The sequence below is a fragment of the Bradyrhizobium sp. OK095 genome, from assembly GCF_900109945.1.
Taxonomy (GTDB): domain Bacteria; phylum Pseudomonadota; class Alphaproteobacteria; order Rhizobiales; family Xanthobacteraceae; genus Bradyrhizobium.
In genome coordinates this window covers 1-15,618 of the sequence record NZ_FOBX01000023.1, presented here as the reverse complement: position 1 = coordinate 15,618, position 15,618 = coordinate 1, and the positions used below count along the sequence as shown (strand labels likewise).

The window sequence follows — 15,618 nt, the reverse complement described above, 5'->3', positions numbered from 1 at the left end:
GCTGGCTCATTCCCCGACCACCCAGCTCAATTCGACATCGACGGCATCGGCACGCGCTTCAGGAAAACCTCCGCAGAACCACTGTTGTTGCCGTAATAGCAGTCATAAGGTCCGAGGAAGGGCAAGATCTGGATAGCGTCGTTCAGATAAAGGAACAGCTCGCCCGATTCAGGCGCGATGAACTCCGCCACAAATTCCTCGGCAAATCCCTGTTGCTTCCAGGTCTCCCTCGCCTTGGGCAGGGCCGACGGATCGATCCGATCGAACGCGAGCAAGCGGCATCCCGGGTTTCGATTGTCCTCCGTCATCTTGGCGGTCGGACTGTAGTCCACGTGATCCGGAAGATCGTTCTCGAGCTTTGGAGGACTCTTTCGTGGCGACTCATCCGCCGGCATTTGATTGACGGCAACAAGCGGAAGCTCTTCGGTACCCCACTTGCCGACACGCGCGATTGGTTGGAACCAGTCGGCTCCGTACCACCGGCGAACTGGCAGAGCGAGCCCGTGCGCGCTGAACAGCGAGCGCCGGAAGCCGTTCGCGCCCGACATGATCGTGCGATCGAACCAGGGCTCCTTCACCTTGATGAGTATGCGGTACTTGCGATCCTTCTCGAGGAAAAGGCCGCTTCCCCAGCACATCGAGCTTGTCGCGAACAGACCCTTTGCCTGCACTAACTGCTCGGTTACGACATCTTCGCCTGCGCTCGCGCACATGGGCGTTCCGCGACCCGCGTACCAGTTGAACGCCGAGCGGCCGCTGACGACCACAAGCGCCGCGAACAGGCTGAGCAGAAGCGCTCCCGGGAATATCCATGTCGAGAACAGCTTCGCCAGGCCGTTGGAGAGCCACCCCTGACGTCTTTTACGGGCAAAGCTGAGCGAGGGATCCCGTTCTTCTTTCAACGTCGCCTTGCGTTCATCGTCTGCGACCTTCCGACCCGGATGAAACCATGCCAGGCGTGCACGGGCGTGGATTTGATCGCGAAGCGATGTCGCCCATCGCAGCGCGAAATAGATCAAGAGCGCGAGGACGATGGTCAGCAGCGGATATGTCCGCGCCGTATCGACCCATACGCCCGCTGCCGAGGGCAGAAACGTCTTGATGACATCGAATGGAAGTTCGAGCACGCGAACGATCCTGTCGTTGCCCTCCTCCAACCTTCCAAAAAGCCAGCCAAGACGCACCAATTCAGCCAGGGATCTCAGGCCTGCGACGATCTCCGAGGTGAGCTTCGGCCATGCGAGCACCACGGCCAACAGAAACAGCAGCACGAAATAGGAGACGCGGCGCCACCAGACAATGTCGAGGGTAAGCTGCACGATCTTTGACTCGGGAGGCGGCAACTGCCCAATTGCCTCCTTCCCTGCCGCTGCGTTCTCCTGACGAGCCTTGCTCGCGTCGACCAGCGGCTGCAAGTCCGTCTGAGTACGCTGCTGCGCAGGCTGCGCTAGATCTGCGGTGTCACCGGTCGTACCCGGCAGCCAGACACGAGCATCAGCCGGAAGGGTGATCGGCGCGTAATTGTCGCAGCCGTACAACATGCGGCTAACGACACTGTGGTGAACCACCGGTGATCCACCGTAGTCAGCACCGCCCTTTATGGGCCTCGGACTGTAGCGATACATGATCGCGGTACCCGCCCTCGAGTCGTGCACCGGCCCGATCACCGACTGATACGCGCGGAAGTGATCGATACGGTTGGGCTGGAAACGCAAATCGTTCTCGACCTGGCCAGCCATCCAGGTCAGCGGGACATATGACAGATTGCCATCCGGATAACCGCCACCGACATCGGAATGTACGCCGGCGAACCAGGCCTCCTTGATGCGTCCAGCCTGCTTTTGCGCGTCTGTCTCGTCGCTATGGTCGAAGCGAATCGGATGAAAAGTCGTGCGCTCATCATCGAGGGCCAGCGCATGACGAATGCGTTTGATCTTCGGATTGGGCTTCCCGTTGCGGAAAGAGATCGGCCATATCACGTAGTCGATCGCGACGCGGAGCTCCTCGATCGGCACGCCGAACGCTTCCACCGTATCGAACACGCCGAGGAACTCGACGTGAACGTTGTCCCGCCTCCTTTCGGCGATTTCCGCATCCTCTTTCATCTCTGCCTGGACTTCGTCATACGAGCGATGTCCGAGCAGCTTCCCGATCGTCTTTTGCTTGGCGCAGAGAATCACATCGCGAAACCATCGGGCGGCCGACACGGTCGGCCACACTTGCCACGACTTCACGCTCTTGCTGCGATAAGCTCGCCAGGCCGACATCGCATTGCGTTCCATATCGGATTGCGAGACGCCCTGACCGCCTATCGCGGTGGGAACGAGACCTTCCGACGCGATCAACCCTGCGAGCGTGCGTGCCGTGAAGGCGCCCCGGCTGAAGCCGAAAATGTAGATCTTGTCGCCCGGCTTCCAGTTCCAGCACAGAAAGCGATAGAGCGTGCGAACATTCGACGGAACGCCGATACCCGTCATGCCGTCGAGAACCGCAAACGGCTTCCAACCGGCGGTGCCGACACCTTTGATATAATAGGCGACCTGATCGGGCTTCGTGCGGTCGAGCGCTTCGTAAAGGCGCCAGATGTTCGACTCCTGCGTCGAGAACGCATTTCCCGTTCCGTCGGCGAAGATGACGATCTTGCGTTCGGAAGATGCCGTCGCGGAGACGCCGGTCGCGCTTGGTCTGTCGTCGACAGCTTCACGTGACGTAAGAGCGGACTCCTGAGCCATCCTGTCCCCTCGCGAATACGTTCGTTTCGCACAGGAAGATCGGTCCAGCGCGCAGCCAGATCGCCGGGCGGACCGGCGTCGTATGCGCTCTCACTCTGCTGCCCGCCAGCCCCCCGGCTTACTTGCACCAAACTCTAGGTTGTGCTGGCTTTTTGGTCAAGCACGACGTGGGTGCGCCATAACACCGCGATTACCTTCTCCGGGAACGATCGAACGTCCTCCCCTCGGATTCGCAGTCTGACGTTCTATCCAGCTGAATTCCGGGCGGACGCCGGCCATGTCACGCCGGCGCCGTTACAATTTTCCATAGACGCGCCCGGCGACCGCCTTGAGGCGCTCGACCGAGCCGGACTCGGGATGCGGCTTGACGGGCGCGAACAGGATCGAAGCCTGCCTGCCGTTCTTCCAGACATAGATGGTGACGGCGTTGCCGTTGCCCTTGGTGCAGGAATGCTCGCCGAACGCTTCACTGCCGAGCTCGGCTATCGCCACATGTTTGCACGGGCCCGGACGTTTCATCATGCCGACGGCGGTGTCGCGCGAGGTCGCGATCACCGCGACGGTCATGGTGTTCGCCTCGCGATCGAACATCATGCAGCTGCCGGCGCCGGTCCGCTGAACCGTCAGCGTGCCGTTGTCGAGAAAGCCGTCGGCATCCGCGGCAGTCAGCCACTCGCAATTGCCGAACCGCTCGCTGCTCTTGCCCACGCTGGCGATGGCAATTCGCGCGGCTTCGGTGATCGGTCCGAGCAGCGCGCCGTCGGCACGCCGGCCGGTCGGATAGATGCTGATCTGCAGGATGTAGTCGCCGGACAAGGCGACGACCGAGGCCTCCTGGCGCTCCGCGCCGGCGGCGGTCGTTCCGCCCTGACCTTCCTCGCCGGTCCCCGTGACTGCGTTGAGCGGCATGCGCTCGCCAAGCGTCTTGACGAAGGTCGCGTACAATTCCCGGGCGCGGTCCTTGTCAGGATTGCGGAACACGGTCAGCATCATCGTGTCGCCGCGCCCGCCCTGGTAGATGCAGCCGCGGCCGTCCTGATTTGAAATCAGTGACCATTTGAGCGCCGGCATGGCGCGGGCGAGATCCTGGGCGCTGATGAACGGGCAGGTTTCGGCCGCGCGCACGGGAAGCGCCGGGACGGCTGCGAATGCAAGGAAGAGAAGGAGGCAGGAGAGCAGACGATCGATACTAGGCATGGGACGACTTACTCTCGCAAATGGCGCGCCATTCAAAACAACGCGCGAACTCATACATAATTGAAGTTGTTATATAAATTCAAGCTACCGCTTTGATTGGGATCATGATCGTTGCCGGCTGCCTTGGCTTCTTCGGCGACCACGCCCATCTCGCCAAATCCCAAATGCTTCGCAGCCTTTCTGGCGCCCTGCGCAAGCGGAGTGGGTCGTCTAGGCAAAGCGCCCGCTCGGCGGGCCCGAGGCCGTGCTCGCCTATCTGTCGCGCTACACCCACCGCGTTGCCATCGCCAACAGCCGCCTGATCGCCTTCGACCAGGTGATGCTCGCGCCCTCTCGAATGTCCAAAGGACGGCCGACCCGGGACGAGTTGTCGCGAAACGAGCCATCTCGCCAGAGTTGATAACTTGCTTAAGATATCGCTAGGTAGCTTGATCGCAGCTGTCCGCCTTTCCGGGGAGAAGCGAAAAGCGGACACTGTAGCTCTGCCGGTTTACCATGGGTAAGCTTTATGCAAATGAACGATGTCACCGCTCGAAAGAACGCCGACGCCTTGGCCGAAAGAAACCTCGCTCAAACAAAGACTGGAGAAAGCCCGCCACGCACGGATGTCGGGACGATAACGCTCCATTGGGCGACCGCGATCGCGTTCATCGTAAGCCTCGTGACCGGCATACGCATCGCAGCGGACGCGATGAGCGCCCCGTTCTCGAAATGGCTCGCTCCAGTCCTGCCGCAAGGCGAAATCTTTTCCTGGCATTTGCTCGCAGGGCTCGCCGTCTTCTTCTGCGGGGCGGCCTACGTCGCCTACCTCGCGCGCAGCGGCCTCGTCGAGCGCAACAGCCCCAAGAAGACGCGGATCCTCGCGATGCGCGCTCCGGCTCGCCTCAAATGGGGAGCCGTCAACGTCATCCTGCACTGGTTCGTCTATGCGCTCGTGATCTTCCTCACGGGGACGGGCGTCATGATGTATCTCGGCTATGGCGGCTGGTGGGCTTATCTCCACTCGACCGCCGCCTTCGTCGGGCTCGTCTATATCTTCGCGCATATCGCCGCGCATTTTCTCTATGGCGGCTGGCTGCAGATCTTCCGCCTGTTTCGGCCGGAGCCGCTCGCGATCACGAAGGCCGTGCGGCCGAGGCCTCTTCTCGTCGCCGCTGCAATCGGGGTGGCAGTCGCGTGCGGTGTCGCCGGGCTCGACTGGGCGACGCGCGATACGCTCGTCGTCGCACGGGTGAGCGAGGCGCCCAAGCTGGACGGCGCCATGGGCGATCCCGCCTGGTCGCGCGCGCGCCCCGTCGTCATCCGCACGCAGCAGGGTGCCAATCTCGACGGATCGGGCGAATCGGTCGTGGAGGTGCGCGCCCTGCACGACGGGCAGAAGATCTATTTCGCCTTCCGCTGGGACGATCCCACGCGCTCGCTGCGCCGCATTCCGATCATCAAGAAAGAGGATGGCTGGCACGTCCTCGACGAGCGTGCGGGCCTGCAAGACGCCGTCGACTTCTACGAGGATAAACTGTCGGTCATTTTATCGGATAATCCATCGCTCGGCGGCGCAGGCGCGACGAGTCTCGGCGTCAACCCGCTGCCCGGCAAACCGATGCCGATCAACGGCCGGGGCTTCCACTTCACGACGGATGGCAGCTACATCGACATGTGGCAGTGGAAGGCGTCGCGCGGGGGCCTGCTCGGGCGTGTCGACAGCCAATATATCGGTCCGCCCTACGCTCCGACCCTGGACGAGCAAAATTACGATGCCCGCTACCAGGGCGGCTATTGGAACAAGCCCGGTCGCTCTCTTTATTCGTATAACTTCAAGTTCATCCGCAGCAACGACAAAGGGCCCGTCACGGTTCAGCGGCTTCCCAAGGACTGGAAGGCGCAGGTCGCAGCCCTCGGCAAATTCAATCTCGATCCCAACAGCAGCGACGACGAGAACGGCCGCTGGTACATGTTCGACCGGGAGAGCGAACCCTACACGCCAGAGGCCGACGCGAGGATTCCCGTCGGCACGATCCTGCCCGGCGTGATTATTGCTGGCGACAACGACGGAGAGCGGGCCAATATCGCCGGTGTTTCAAAATGGAGCAACGGACATTGGACGCTCGAGCTGACGCGCAACATGAAAAGCGATGGCAGATATGACAAAGCCTTCGTGCCAGGGCACGATCTCTACATGTGGGTCGCTGTCTTCGACCATACGCAGACGCGGCATGCGACCCATAACCGCCCGGTGCTTGTCGTCACGCAGAAATAGGCATCTCATGGGAGGCGACGAGCGCGACCGGAGGCCACCACGGCGCGGCTGCGCCGAAGCATGGCTTCGCCCTCATCCGCGCAACGCATTCTGGCTCGGCGAGCAGCGGCCTGCTCGCCGAAATTCGCAGCGCCGAGAGGCCTCGCGATGAAGAGGCATTATCGGCTCGTCCTCAACGGCAAGTCCGTCGAAGCCCGCGCCGGCGAAAGCCTGATCGACGCGGCGCTCGGCGGCTCGATCCTCATTCCACACGACTGCAGATCGGGACAATGTCAGAGCTGCCGGGTGACGGTCGTTTCGGGCTCGGTCGATGACGGCGGCACGGGCCATGGCCGCACGGTGCTCGCCTGCCAGGCCGCGGTCGCGGGCGATGCGGAGATCGAATTCGAAGAATTGCCGCTCCCGATGAAGCGGGCATGCGCCGTCACCGAGATCAACGAGCTCTCGCCGGAGATCGTCGAGGTCGTGCTGACGACCTCGGCGCCGCTCGAGTTTCGGCCGGGCCAATATGTGCGCGTCAAGTTTTCCGGCTATCCCGCGCGCGAGTTCAGCCCGACCTTCAGGCTCGATGGTTCCTCCAAGCAAGTCGAACTCGTCTTCCACATCCGGCGCCTGCCCGACGGCACCGTGTCGGGGCAGATCGGCAAGGCCATCAGGCCCGGCCATGCGGCGCATGTGCAAGGCCCCTTCGGACAAGCCTATCTGCGACAGGGCCAGGGGCCGCTGGTGCTGGTCGCCGGCGGAGCAGGCTGGGCCCCGATCTGGGCACTCGCCCGCTCGGCGCGCTCGACCCAGCGCAACCGCGAGATTGCGGTCGTCGCCGGCAGCCGGGATGCCGATAACCTCTATATGCTTCCCTCGTTGCAGTGGCTGATCGACGACGGTGTCCGCGACGTCATCGCGACGACGGAGGTCGGATCCACCCTGCCGATCAGGCCCGGGCGCCCATCGCACTACCTGCCCCTGCTCGGGCTGGAGGATACGGTCTACGTCGCCGGCCCCGTTGGTCTCGTCGAGATCGTGAAGAACAAGGCGCGCTCGGCCAATGCGCAATGCTACGCCGATCCTTTCCTGCCGAGCTCTCAAACCTCATCGCTGATGGACAAAATCACCCATCTATGGCGAGGCCGGGAGCAGCCTCATCGCCCCGGTCTGTGAGCCGATGCCGAGCTCGGCAGCGCCGGCGGCCAGCGAGCCCCGGCGGCTCACGGCTTGACGGGCAAACTGCCGAGGCCGGTGACGACGTCGGCCGCCTTCTGCGTATCGGTGAAGCGTAGAAAGGCCAAGGCGTCCGGATCCTGCAACGTATTCAAATGGATCAGCGCCAGCACCACGCTCGAGGGATAATCCGCGTCGGTCGGGTAGTGGCCGTCCACGCGAAGTACCGTGAGCCCCTGTTCCAACGGCCGCGAGAAGGGACCGAAGCCGATCGCTCCTTGAACATCGCGAACCGTCTCGATCGCTTCCTGTGTGGTCGTTGCCGTCTTCGATTTCTCGGTGATCTCGAGATCCCGCCAGCCGGGCATGCTGGCCCGTAGCCCGGTGAGAGTGCTGTCCTGGTCCTCGCGCCGCACGACGCGGATGCGTATATCGGCGCCGCCCAGCTCCTTCCAATTTGCGATGCGGCCCGAATAGATCCCAACGAGCTGATCGCTTGTGACGGCACTCACTCCACAGCCGGGATGGACGATGAAAGCCGAGGGCAGGCGGGCGATCGCCTTGTAGACGATGCCGGAAGCCGCTTCAGCGTCGGTCAGGCGGCGTGCGACGCGCCCCAAGGTCGCCTTGCCGGACCCCACGGCCGCGATGCCGCCGCCAGAACCGATGCTCGGCGGGACCTCGACCCGTGCCGATCCTTCCTGCTGCATGAAGCTCGCGGCGATGACGCGCAGGACATCGATGCCGTCTCCGGTCCCGACGATGTCGAGTTTGCGTGTTTCGGCGCTAGCGGCATTCACCCCCACAAGGCAGAGGCCCAAAATTGCCGCCGTGATCCTCGCAAATGCCATTGCAAATCCCTTCGAACCACGAGGTGCGCAATCTGGCAAAGAAACCTAAACCATCTGTTGTCGCAATGCCGTGCCTTCTGAAATTATCTGTTACGGACAGAATGCATAAAATTCGATGGTTTCGAAAAACCGGTTGCTAATTAACCAGCCACAAATAGACGAGAAATAGACGATTTTGAATGGTTCACGCGTCTAGGGTCGGCCCGAAAACGCTTAGTTGGGGGCCTCAGTAAGCGACATTGACCGGCCCCCGCAAGTTCAGGGTGCTGGCGGTGGTGGCGACTGACGCGGATATTGCAAAGGCATCGAGGGCGCCACCCCGCTGGCGTCGTTGGGCCGTTCCGTCCGGGGTTCCGGGTTTGCCCTCGTCTATCGCCATGCGCCTTGTTGCCGTCGTGCTCGCGACCGGCGTCCTCGGGCTCGGCCTTATCGGTGGCTTGACGGCGCTACGCCTGCAGCAGCAACTGAGGCACCAGGCTGCAGCACTGGGTGATCTCTCGGAAGACCAACTCGCTCATCGCCTCGACGGCGAGGCGCAGCTGGCGCGAGCGCGAATCGAGGTCCTGGGCGCGGAAACCGCCTCTCGCCTGCGTCAGATCTCCCAGCGCGCCGACGTGGCCAAGGCGGTCGCCTCGAACAACGATGTGACTATCCGCGAACTGCTCAGCATCGTTGCTTCGACCTCCGGCTTCGAAAGGCTGATCGCCTTCGACGAAACCGGTCGTGTGATCGGCGCCAACACGCCCCTCGACCTCCTCGCGCTGAACCGGGCGCTCGAGGGTCCCGCCCTCTCTGTCAATCTCGGCGCGATCCTCAAGAATAATAGCCGCTCGCACCCGCAGGGTGAGGAAGGCACCTATGAGCTCAAATTGGGCGAATTGTCAGCGCTCGGCCTGCCGCAGCGCCACACCATAGCCCACACCGCGATCGAGCCCGTGTTCGACGACTTCGGCGACCTCATCGGCGCGCTTGCCGCCATCCGACCACTCGGGCGCACGGAGCGGACTCTCGAGAACTTCACGTCGCTGGCCAATGCCGGCGTGGTCATCATTGCGGGTGACAACGAGATCGTGTCTTCCGCGGGGCCTGAAGGGGCGAGATTCAGCGGTGCCAGGACGCGTTTGACCGGGCTGCAGCACTCGGATGACGGCAACTACGTCGCGCGCTGTGTCGATTACGAGGCGACGCTCAAGGTGTGTACGTTCGCGAGCGCATCGCTCGTGACGACGACACGCGATCAGATGTTCCAGATTGGCGCAGCCCATACACGTTCGCTGATGTGGCAGTTCCTGGCATCTGCGGCGCTGGCGCTCGGTGCCTTGGTCGTCGCACTATTGGCCGCCGTGAGGCACCTCACCAAAGGACTTTCGGCGCTCGCCAAGACCGCCCAGGAAATCGCTGGTGGCAATCTCGACGTGCCGTTCCGCGCAACAGGCATCGGCGAGGTTCTCGGCCTCGGCCTCGCGTTCGAGCGAATGCTGACGCATTTGCGGGCCAGCACGCGACGAATTCGTCAGCTCGCTTTCTACGACACGGTGAGCTGCCTTCCCAATCGGGAGAAGATGCGCGTCGATGCGCCGGCGCTCATCGACGCGCAAGAGGGCGGAGCGTTGTTCTTCCTCGACCTCGATGGCTTCAAATCCATCAACGACACTTTCGGGCACAAGGCTGGCGACGAACTGCTCAGGTTGGTGGCCGAGCGCTTGAGCAATTTTCTGACGTCCAAGGGCGCTCCCGGCAAATGTCTGCTCGCCCGGGTCGGGGGCGACGAGTTCGTCGCCATCATCGCTGGGGTGAAGACGGTCGAGGCAGCGAGCCTCGGGGCCCGCGAGATGATCGAGACGCTGCAGGTTTCCTTCAAGCTCCAGAACAACCATGCGACCATCGGCGTCAGCATCGGCATTGCGATCTATCCGACCCACGGCACAATCTATGACGATCTCCTGATCCGCGCCGACCTTGCGATGTACGTCGCGAAGAGCTCGGGACGCAATACCTACGCGTTCTTCACTCCGGATCTCGCAGAGGTCGCGCGTTCCCGCCATGCGCTCGAAACCGATCTCGCCTTGGCGATCCGCAATGAAGAGCTCGTCGTCCACTACCAGCCCAAGGTGTCCTGCGCGGATGGCCGCATCCTGGGGGTGGAGGCGCTGGCGCGCTGGCATCACCCGAAGGAGGGCAACATTTCTCCTCAGCGCTTCATCAAGATCGCGGAAGAGATCGGCCTCATCATGGAGCTCGACCGCTTCGTGCTCAGGCGCGCGCTCGCCGAAATCGGGGGCTTGATCCGGGCCGGCTCGAACCTCGTGCTCGCCGTCAATGTCGCGGCGTCGGACATCGAGGACCCGCTATTCATCAAGGATATCGTCACGTCCGTTCGCGAGGCCGACTTCCCGCCGCGACACCTCGAGATCGAGGTCACGGAGTCGGTCGCGATGCGCAATCCTGATGTCGTGCGCGAGAGAATAAGCCTGCTCAGGCAATTGGGCATACGCTTCGCAATGGACGATTTCGGAGCCGGCTATTCGAATCTTTCGACGTTGGCGAGGCTCCCCTTCGACGCCGTGAAGCTCGATCGCACGCTCGTGGCGGGTGTCGCGGAAGACCGCGAAAAGCAGACGATCCTTCGCCTGGCGCTCGGACTTGCGGACGAATTGGGGTTCGAAACGGTCGTAGAAGGCGTCGAAACGGCCGAAGACCTTCGGTTCGCGGCCGAAAACGGCGCGACCATGGCGCAAGGTTATATTTTTTCTCCGGCGCTACCACTCGAAGAGTTCGCCGTCCTGCTCCGGCCGAGCCTTTTGGCTTCGGCGGTCGAAGTCGTGCCCAGGCGAAACGGAGCGGAGCGGCAGACTGCGGCCGGCTGGAACGCGCGACGCTGACGGTGCGCACGCTGAACGTTCTTGGGCTTCCCGATCGTAGGCGCCTCCTTCCAGAATGGTGCCAATTGGCCCGCCGCCTGTAACCGGCACGTTTGACAATATTCAATCGATGGCGGAATCATTCCGGGAGTGGAATTCAAGGGGCGCCAATGGACGACCGAGACCCGCGCTGCAGCGCGGAGATATTGCCCGACAGGGCTCCCGCGAGATGAATTACCGTTGGGACTGGTCGATCCTCTTCAAAGATACCTATATGGGTTGGCTGTGGAGCGGCCTGCTGTGGACCGTGATTATCAGCCTTGCCAGCTGGGCCGTCGCGCTCACGATCGGCCTCCTGGCCGGAGCCGCCCGGAGCGCCCCTTCGCGAAGTGCCCGGCTGCTGGCCGGAATCTATATCGACGTCTTCCGCAACGTTCCGCCACTCGTGCAGCTCTTTCTCTGGTATTTCGTGCTACCTGAAGTCGTCCCCGATTCATTCGGGCTCTGGCTCAAGCGGGATCTGCCCTATCCGGAGGTCGTCACTGCAGTCGTGGCGATCGGCCTCTTTGCAGGTTCGCGCGTCGCCGAGCAGGTCCGCGCCGGAATCGAGGCGGTGGGCGCCCCGCTGATGCCGGCAGCGCTGGCGACGGGGCTGCGCCCGGCGCAGGCCTACCGGCTGATCGTGCTGCCGCTGGGCCTGCGCGCTATCGTCGGGCCGCTGACCTCGGAATTCCTGATCACCGTCAAGCTCTCCTCTCTCAGCCTCACGATTGGCGTCCTCGAACTCACCGCGCAGAGCCGCCATGTCGAGAACTACACCTTCCAGGGTTTCGAGGCCTTCACCTTCGCGACGATCGGCTACCTCGTCATCGGCCTGTGCGTGACTGGACTGATGCGCTTCATCGACATCAGGATCGGCGGCGCAGCCCTGCGAAAGACGCCGGCATGAGCGATTTCGACTGGGGCATCATCGCCCGCTCCTCGGCGTTTCTGGCGGAAGGCATGGCGCTCAGCGCGCTGCTCGTCCTGGTCGCGACCGTCGGGGGGCTGATCCTGGGCTTCGGGCTTGCGCTGATGCGGCTGTCCTCGCACCGGCTGCTCTCCGTCTCCGCCTCGACCTACGTCACTGTGATGCGCACGCTGCCGCTGGTGCTCGTGCTGTTCTGGTTCTACTTCCTCGTGCCACTCGTCATCGGCAGGCCGGTCGGGTCACTCACCTCGGCACTGCTGGCCTTCGTGCTGTTCGAGGCGGCGTTCTACTGCGAGATCGTCCGCGCCGGCATCTCAAACGTTCGCAATGGACAGAGTGATGCGGGGTTGGCGACCGGGCTGCGGCGCGTCCAGGTGCTGCGCCTCATCATCCTGCCGCAAGCGCTGCGGGCGATGATGCCGCTGATCCTGAACCAGATCGTCATCGTCTTCCAGGACACGTCGCTGGTCTATGTCGTCTCGCTGCATGATTTCCTGACCGCGGCCAGCGTCGTCGCATCCCGCGACGGGCGCGCCACGGAGATGTATGCGCTGGTCGCGGTGGTTTATCTGGTGATTTGCCTTGGCACGACGAAGGCCGCCGAGTTCTACAGGAAGGGCCTTCCGTCATGATCGTCATCGAAGACGTGCACAAATCCTACGGCAACCAGCTCATCCTGCGCGCCTGCTCCGCGACCGTCAGCCTCGGCGAGGTCGTGGTGGTTTGCGGGCCGTCCGGCTCCGGCAAGAGCACGCTAATCAAATGCATCAACGGGCTCGTGCCGTTCGATCGCGGCACGATCACCGTGGACGGTGTCTCCGTCGCCTCGCCCAAGACCGACCTGCCGGCCCTGCGCTCTCGCATTGGCATGGTCTTCCAGAGCTTCGAACTCTATCCACACATGACGGCGTTGCAGAACGTCAGCCTGGCCCAAATCCATGTGCTGAAGCGCTCGCGCGCGGAGGCGGATGCGCGCTCGGAGAAAATTCTGGCGCGAGTAGGGCTCGGCGACAAGCGGGACAGCCGACCCAGCCAGCTTTCAGGCGGACAGCAGCAGCGCGTCTCGATCGCCCGCGCGCTGGCCATGGATCCGCAGGCCATGCTGTTCGACGAGCCGACCTCGGCGCTCGACCCCGAAATGATCAACGAGGTGCTGGAAGTGATGCAGGAGCTGGCGCTCGAAGGCATGACCATGATGGTCGTGACCCATGAGATGGGTTTTGCCCAGCGCGTCGCCGATCGCGTGCTGTTCATGGACCGCGGCCAGATCGTGGAGGACACGCCCAAGGCCCAGTTCTTCACCGCCCCCGCCTCGGAGCGGGCCAGACAGTTCCTCGCCAACGTCCTGACGCATTGAGCGGCTGAGATGATCGCCCTTCCCAAATCAGACCCAGAAAAGGCGCTCGCACGATGCGCGTAAGTATTCTTGGAGCTGGCTCCGCCGCCTGCGGCGCCGCCGCCTATCTCAAGACGGCCGGGCATGACCCGATGCTGTGGTCGCCTTCCGGCCGGAGCACGGAAGCCCTCGCGGCAGGAGAGCCGCTGCAGGCAACGATGGCGATCGAGACCAGCTTCCATCCGCGCATCGCCGAAGGTGCCGCCGAAGCCATCGCCGACGCTGACGTCGTGATGCTCGCGATGCCGGGCTATGCCCACAGGATGGCCCTCGATGTCGCGGCGCTGCACCTGCGGGATGGACAGCCGATCATCATCAGCTCGCACGCTTCCTTTGGCGCGCTCTATCTTTCGCGGCAGCTCGCGGCGCGTGGAGTCCGTTCACCTATCGTCACCTGGGGCACGACGCTGACGACCGGCCGTAAGACTTCGCCGACCGAGGTCGCCGTTAACTCGGTGCGCTCGAAGATCGATCTCGCGACGGTACCGCAAAGCGGCAGCGCCGAAGGTCTCGCGCTCTGCGCCGCGCTGTTTGGCGACCGCTTCGTCGAGCGCGAGGGGCTGCTCGCCATCGCGCTCAGCAACCTCAACCCGCAGAACCACCTCGCCATCGCCCTGTTCAACCTGACGCGCATGGAGCGCGGCGAGCGCTGGGGGCAGGCGGAGAACGTCACGCCCGCCGTCGGGCGTGTGATGGAAGCGCTCGACGCCGAACGGCTGGCGATCGCCGAAGCCTTCGGCGTTTCGGTCCGGACCATCCACGAACACTACGCCTACTCCTATCAACTTCCGGTCGCCAGCATCGCCGAGATGAATGCCGAACTACACAGCCGCGGGCGCGGTGGCTTCGGCCCCGCGACGCTGGACAGCCGCTATGTCCTCGAGGACGTGCCCTTCGGATTGCTGCCGACGGTGCTGCTCGGGCAGCTCGTCGCGCGGCCAGCGACGTTGCACGAGGCTGGGATGACCATGCTTTCGGCGGCCTACGGCCGCCACTTCGCAGGAGATAACGACCTTTTGCCCGCGCTAGGCTTCGAGCAGATGACGAGGGAGGAACTCCAGGCGCGAGCACGCGGAGGATACTAGACACATACTAGACACTTGCCCTCAGCGGGGGCGCATCACCATGCGAGCGATCGCGACAACCGAGAGAGACCCATGACACTCAATTTTGCTGCCGCCGCAGGTGCGTTCCTGGCCATCAGTCTCGCGGCTTCGTCTGCCGAGGCGCAGGAAGTGGACTCCATTGTAAAGAAGTTGCGCGACACCCAGACCATCACCATGGGCGTCCGGGACGCCTTGTTTCCCTACAGCTATCTCGACGACCAAAAGAATCCCACCGGCTATTCGGTCGAGTTCTGCACGCGCATCGTCGACGACATCAAGAGCGAGTTAAAGCTGCCGGAGATCAAGATCAAATACGTCCCGGTCACGATCCAGAACCGTCAGGCGCTCGTCGCCAATGGCACGATCGACCTCGAATGCGAAGGCACAGTCAACACCTTCGGCCGCAACAAGCAGGTCGACTTCTCGTCGGTCTCTTATGTTTCGTCGAGCCAGATGCTCGTTCTCAAGAGCACCGGCATCAAGAGCTATGACGATTTGAACGGCAAGATCGTCGCCGTGGCAACCGGCGGCAGTAGCGAGCCCGACCTCAAAAACCTCGTCGCCGAAAAGAAGCTGAACATCCGCATCGTGAACGTCGATGACCACGCGGCCGGGCTGATCACCGTCGAGACCCGGCGCGCCGACGCTTATTTCAGCGACAATGGCGCCTTCTTCGGGCTGATACGGCAGTCGAAGAAGCCGGACACGCTTGAAATCGTCGGCGACGAATTTGGCTATGCGCCCCAGGGCTTCATGGTGCCCAAGCTCAACCCGACGATCCTCTGGATCGTCAACCACTCCATGGGGAAGATGTTCAAATCGGGCGAGGCCGAGGCGCTGTTCAACAAATGGTTCGGACAGTTCGGTGCTCACGTCTCGCCGAAACTAAGGGCGGCGTGGTCCACCCAGTCCTACGCCGAATGAGCCCGGCCTGACATCGCGCCGGTTTCGCCTCGCCTTCCGCAGAGCGGATCCGCCAGCCTGACGGGCGCCGGCTAGAGCGTTTCATTTTTTGATGGAAGCGTATCCGGCATTAACAAAGTAGTTGCTGCATTCGCCGGGCAGAACGCCTCTGACGAGGTGGCCGATG

Annotated in this window: 11 protein-coding genes and 1 pseudogene; 9 read left to right on the top strand and 3 right to left on the bottom strand. The window is 62.9% G+C overall.

Annotation, left to right across the window (positions count from 1 at the left end; all coding sequences use genetic code 11):
• Positions 1-26 precede the first annotated feature (26 nt).
• Both BMW89_RS35760 and BMW89_RS35750 read right to left on the bottom strand, forming a co-directional pair.
• Positions 27-2,732, bottom strand: a complete 2,706-nt coding sequence (locus BMW89_RS35760) for a T6SS phospholipase effector Tle1-like catalytic domain-containing protein (RefSeq protein ID WP_092035034.1) — start codon at positions 2,730-2,732, stop codon at positions 27-29.
• A gap of 294 nt (positions 2,733-3,026) precedes the next feature.
• Complete coding sequence (locus BMW89_RS35750) at positions 3,027-3,929, bottom strand: hypothetical protein (RefSeq protein ID WP_092035033.1); 903 nt, start codon at positions 3,927-3,929, stop codon at positions 3,027-3,029.
• A gap of 116 nt (positions 3,930-4,045) precedes the next feature.
• Between BMW89_RS35750 and BMW89_RS35745 the strand changes: the two are divergent.
• The 3 genes and pseudogenes from BMW89_RS35745 to BMW89_RS35735 form a co-directional block, all read left to right on the top strand.
• A pseudogene (locus tag BMW89_RS35745) lies at positions 4,046-4,245 on the top strand (transposase); the annotation flags it as partial.
• A gap of 192 nt (positions 4,246-4,437) precedes the next feature.
• Positions 4,438-6,186: an ethylbenzene dehydrogenase-related protein gene (locus BMW89_RS35740; RefSeq protein WP_092035032.1), complete on the top strand. Its 1,749-nt coding sequence runs from the start codon at positions 4,438-4,440 to the stop codon at positions 6,184-6,186.
• Between the two features lie 147 nt (positions 6,187-6,333).
• Positions 6,334-7,344 carry a 2Fe-2S iron-sulfur cluster-binding protein gene (locus BMW89_RS35735; protein ID WP_092035031.1) on the top strand — a complete coding sequence of 337 codons (1,011 nt, stop codon included), beginning with the start codon at positions 6,334-6,336 and terminating at the stop codon, positions 7,342-7,344.
• A gap of 47 nt (positions 7,345-7,391) precedes the next feature.
• Here the strand turns inward: BMW89_RS35735 and BMW89_RS35730 are convergent, their stop codons facing one another.
• A complete protein-coding gene (locus BMW89_RS35730) occupies positions 7,392-8,195 on the bottom strand; it encodes a PstS family phosphate ABC transporter substrate-binding protein (RefSeq protein WP_092035030.1) in 804 nt (267 codons plus the stop codon).
• Between the two features lie 239 nt (positions 8,196-8,434).
• Between BMW89_RS35730 and BMW89_RS35725 the strand changes: the two genes are divergently transcribed.
• The 6 genes from BMW89_RS35725 to BMW89_RS35700 all read left to right on the top strand — a co-directional run bounded on the left by BMW89_RS35725 (position 8,435) and on the right by BMW89_RS35700 (position 15,452).
• Complete coding sequence (locus BMW89_RS35725; protein ID WP_244547771.1) at positions 8,435-11,077, top strand: bifunctional diguanylate cyclase/phosphodiesterase; 2,643 nt, start codon at positions 8,435-8,437, stop codon at positions 11,075-11,077.
• A gap of 109 nt (positions 11,078-11,186) precedes the next feature.
• Positions 11,187-12,005, top strand: a complete 819-nt coding sequence (locus BMW89_RS35720; RefSeq protein ID WP_244547770.1) for an amino acid ABC transporter permease — start codon at positions 11,187-11,189, stop codon at positions 12,003-12,005.
• Positions 12,002-12,658 (top strand): amino acid ABC transporter permease, encoded by a 657-nt coding sequence (locus tag BMW89_RS35715; RefSeq protein WP_092035027.1) that lies wholly within the window; start codon positions 12,002-12,004, stop codon positions 12,656-12,658. The genes BMW89_RS35720 and BMW89_RS35715 overlap by 4 nt, the downstream gene beginning before the upstream one ends.
• Positions 12,655-13,383: an amino acid ABC transporter ATP-binding protein gene (locus BMW89_RS35710; RefSeq protein ID WP_092035026.1), complete on the top strand. Its 729-nt coding sequence runs from the start codon at positions 12,655-12,657 to the stop codon at positions 13,381-13,383. The genes BMW89_RS35715 and BMW89_RS35710 overlap by 4 nt, the downstream gene beginning before the upstream one ends.
• 53 nt (positions 13,384-13,436) lie before the next feature.
• A complete protein-coding gene (locus BMW89_RS35705) occupies positions 13,437-14,507 on the top strand; it encodes an NAD/NADP octopine/nopaline dehydrogenase family protein (protein WP_092035025.1) in 1,071 nt (356 codons plus the stop codon).
• 72 nt (positions 14,508-14,579) lie between these two features.
• Positions 14,580-15,452, top strand: coding sequence for an amino acid ABC transporter substrate-binding protein (locus tag BMW89_RS35700; RefSeq protein WP_092035024.1), 873 nt, complete (start codon positions 14,580-14,582; stop codon positions 15,450-15,452).
• Positions 15,453-15,618: the final 166 nt, after the last annotated feature.

Bases quoted from the DNA above. Each gene is read 5' to 3' on its own strand.
- BMW89_RS35710 (WP_092035026.1), top strand. From the start codon at position 12,655: ATGATCGTCATCGAAGACGTGCACAAATCCTACGGCAACCAGCTCATC.
- BMW89_RS35735 (WP_092035031.1), top strand. From the start codon at position 6,334: ATGAAGAGGCATTATCGGCTCGTCCTCAACGGCAAGTCCGTCGAAGCC.
- BMW89_RS35700 (WP_092035024.1), top strand. From the start codon at position 14,580: ATGACACTCAATTTTGCTGCCGCCGCAGGTGCGTTCCTGGCCATCAGT.
- BMW89_RS35705 (WP_092035025.1), top strand. From the start codon at position 13,437: ATGCGCGTAAGTATTCTTGGAGCTGGCTCCGCCGCCTGCGGCGCCGCC.
- BMW89_RS35750 (WP_092035033.1), bottom strand. From the start codon at position 3,929: ATGCCTAGTATCGATCGTCTGCTCTCCTGCCTCCTTCTCTTCCTTGCA.
- BMW89_RS35720 (WP_244547770.1), top strand. From the start codon at position 11,187: ATGGCGGAATCATTCCGGGAGTGGAATTCAAGGGGCGCCAATGGACGA.
- BMW89_RS35740 (WP_092035032.1), top strand. From the start codon at position 4,438: ATGCAAATGAACGATGTCACCGCTCGAAAGAACGCCGACGCCTTGGCC.
- BMW89_RS35715 (WP_092035027.1), top strand. From the start codon at position 12,002: ATGAGCGATTTCGACTGGGGCATCATCGCCCGCTCCTCGGCGTTTCTG.
- BMW89_RS35730 (WP_092035030.1), bottom strand. From the start codon at position 8,195: ATGGCATTTGCGAGGATCACGGCGGCAATTTTGGGCCTCTGCCTTGTG.
- BMW89_RS35760 (WP_092035034.1), bottom strand. From the start codon at position 2,732: ATGGCTCAGGAGTCCGCTCTTACGTCACGTGAAGCTGTCGACGACAGA.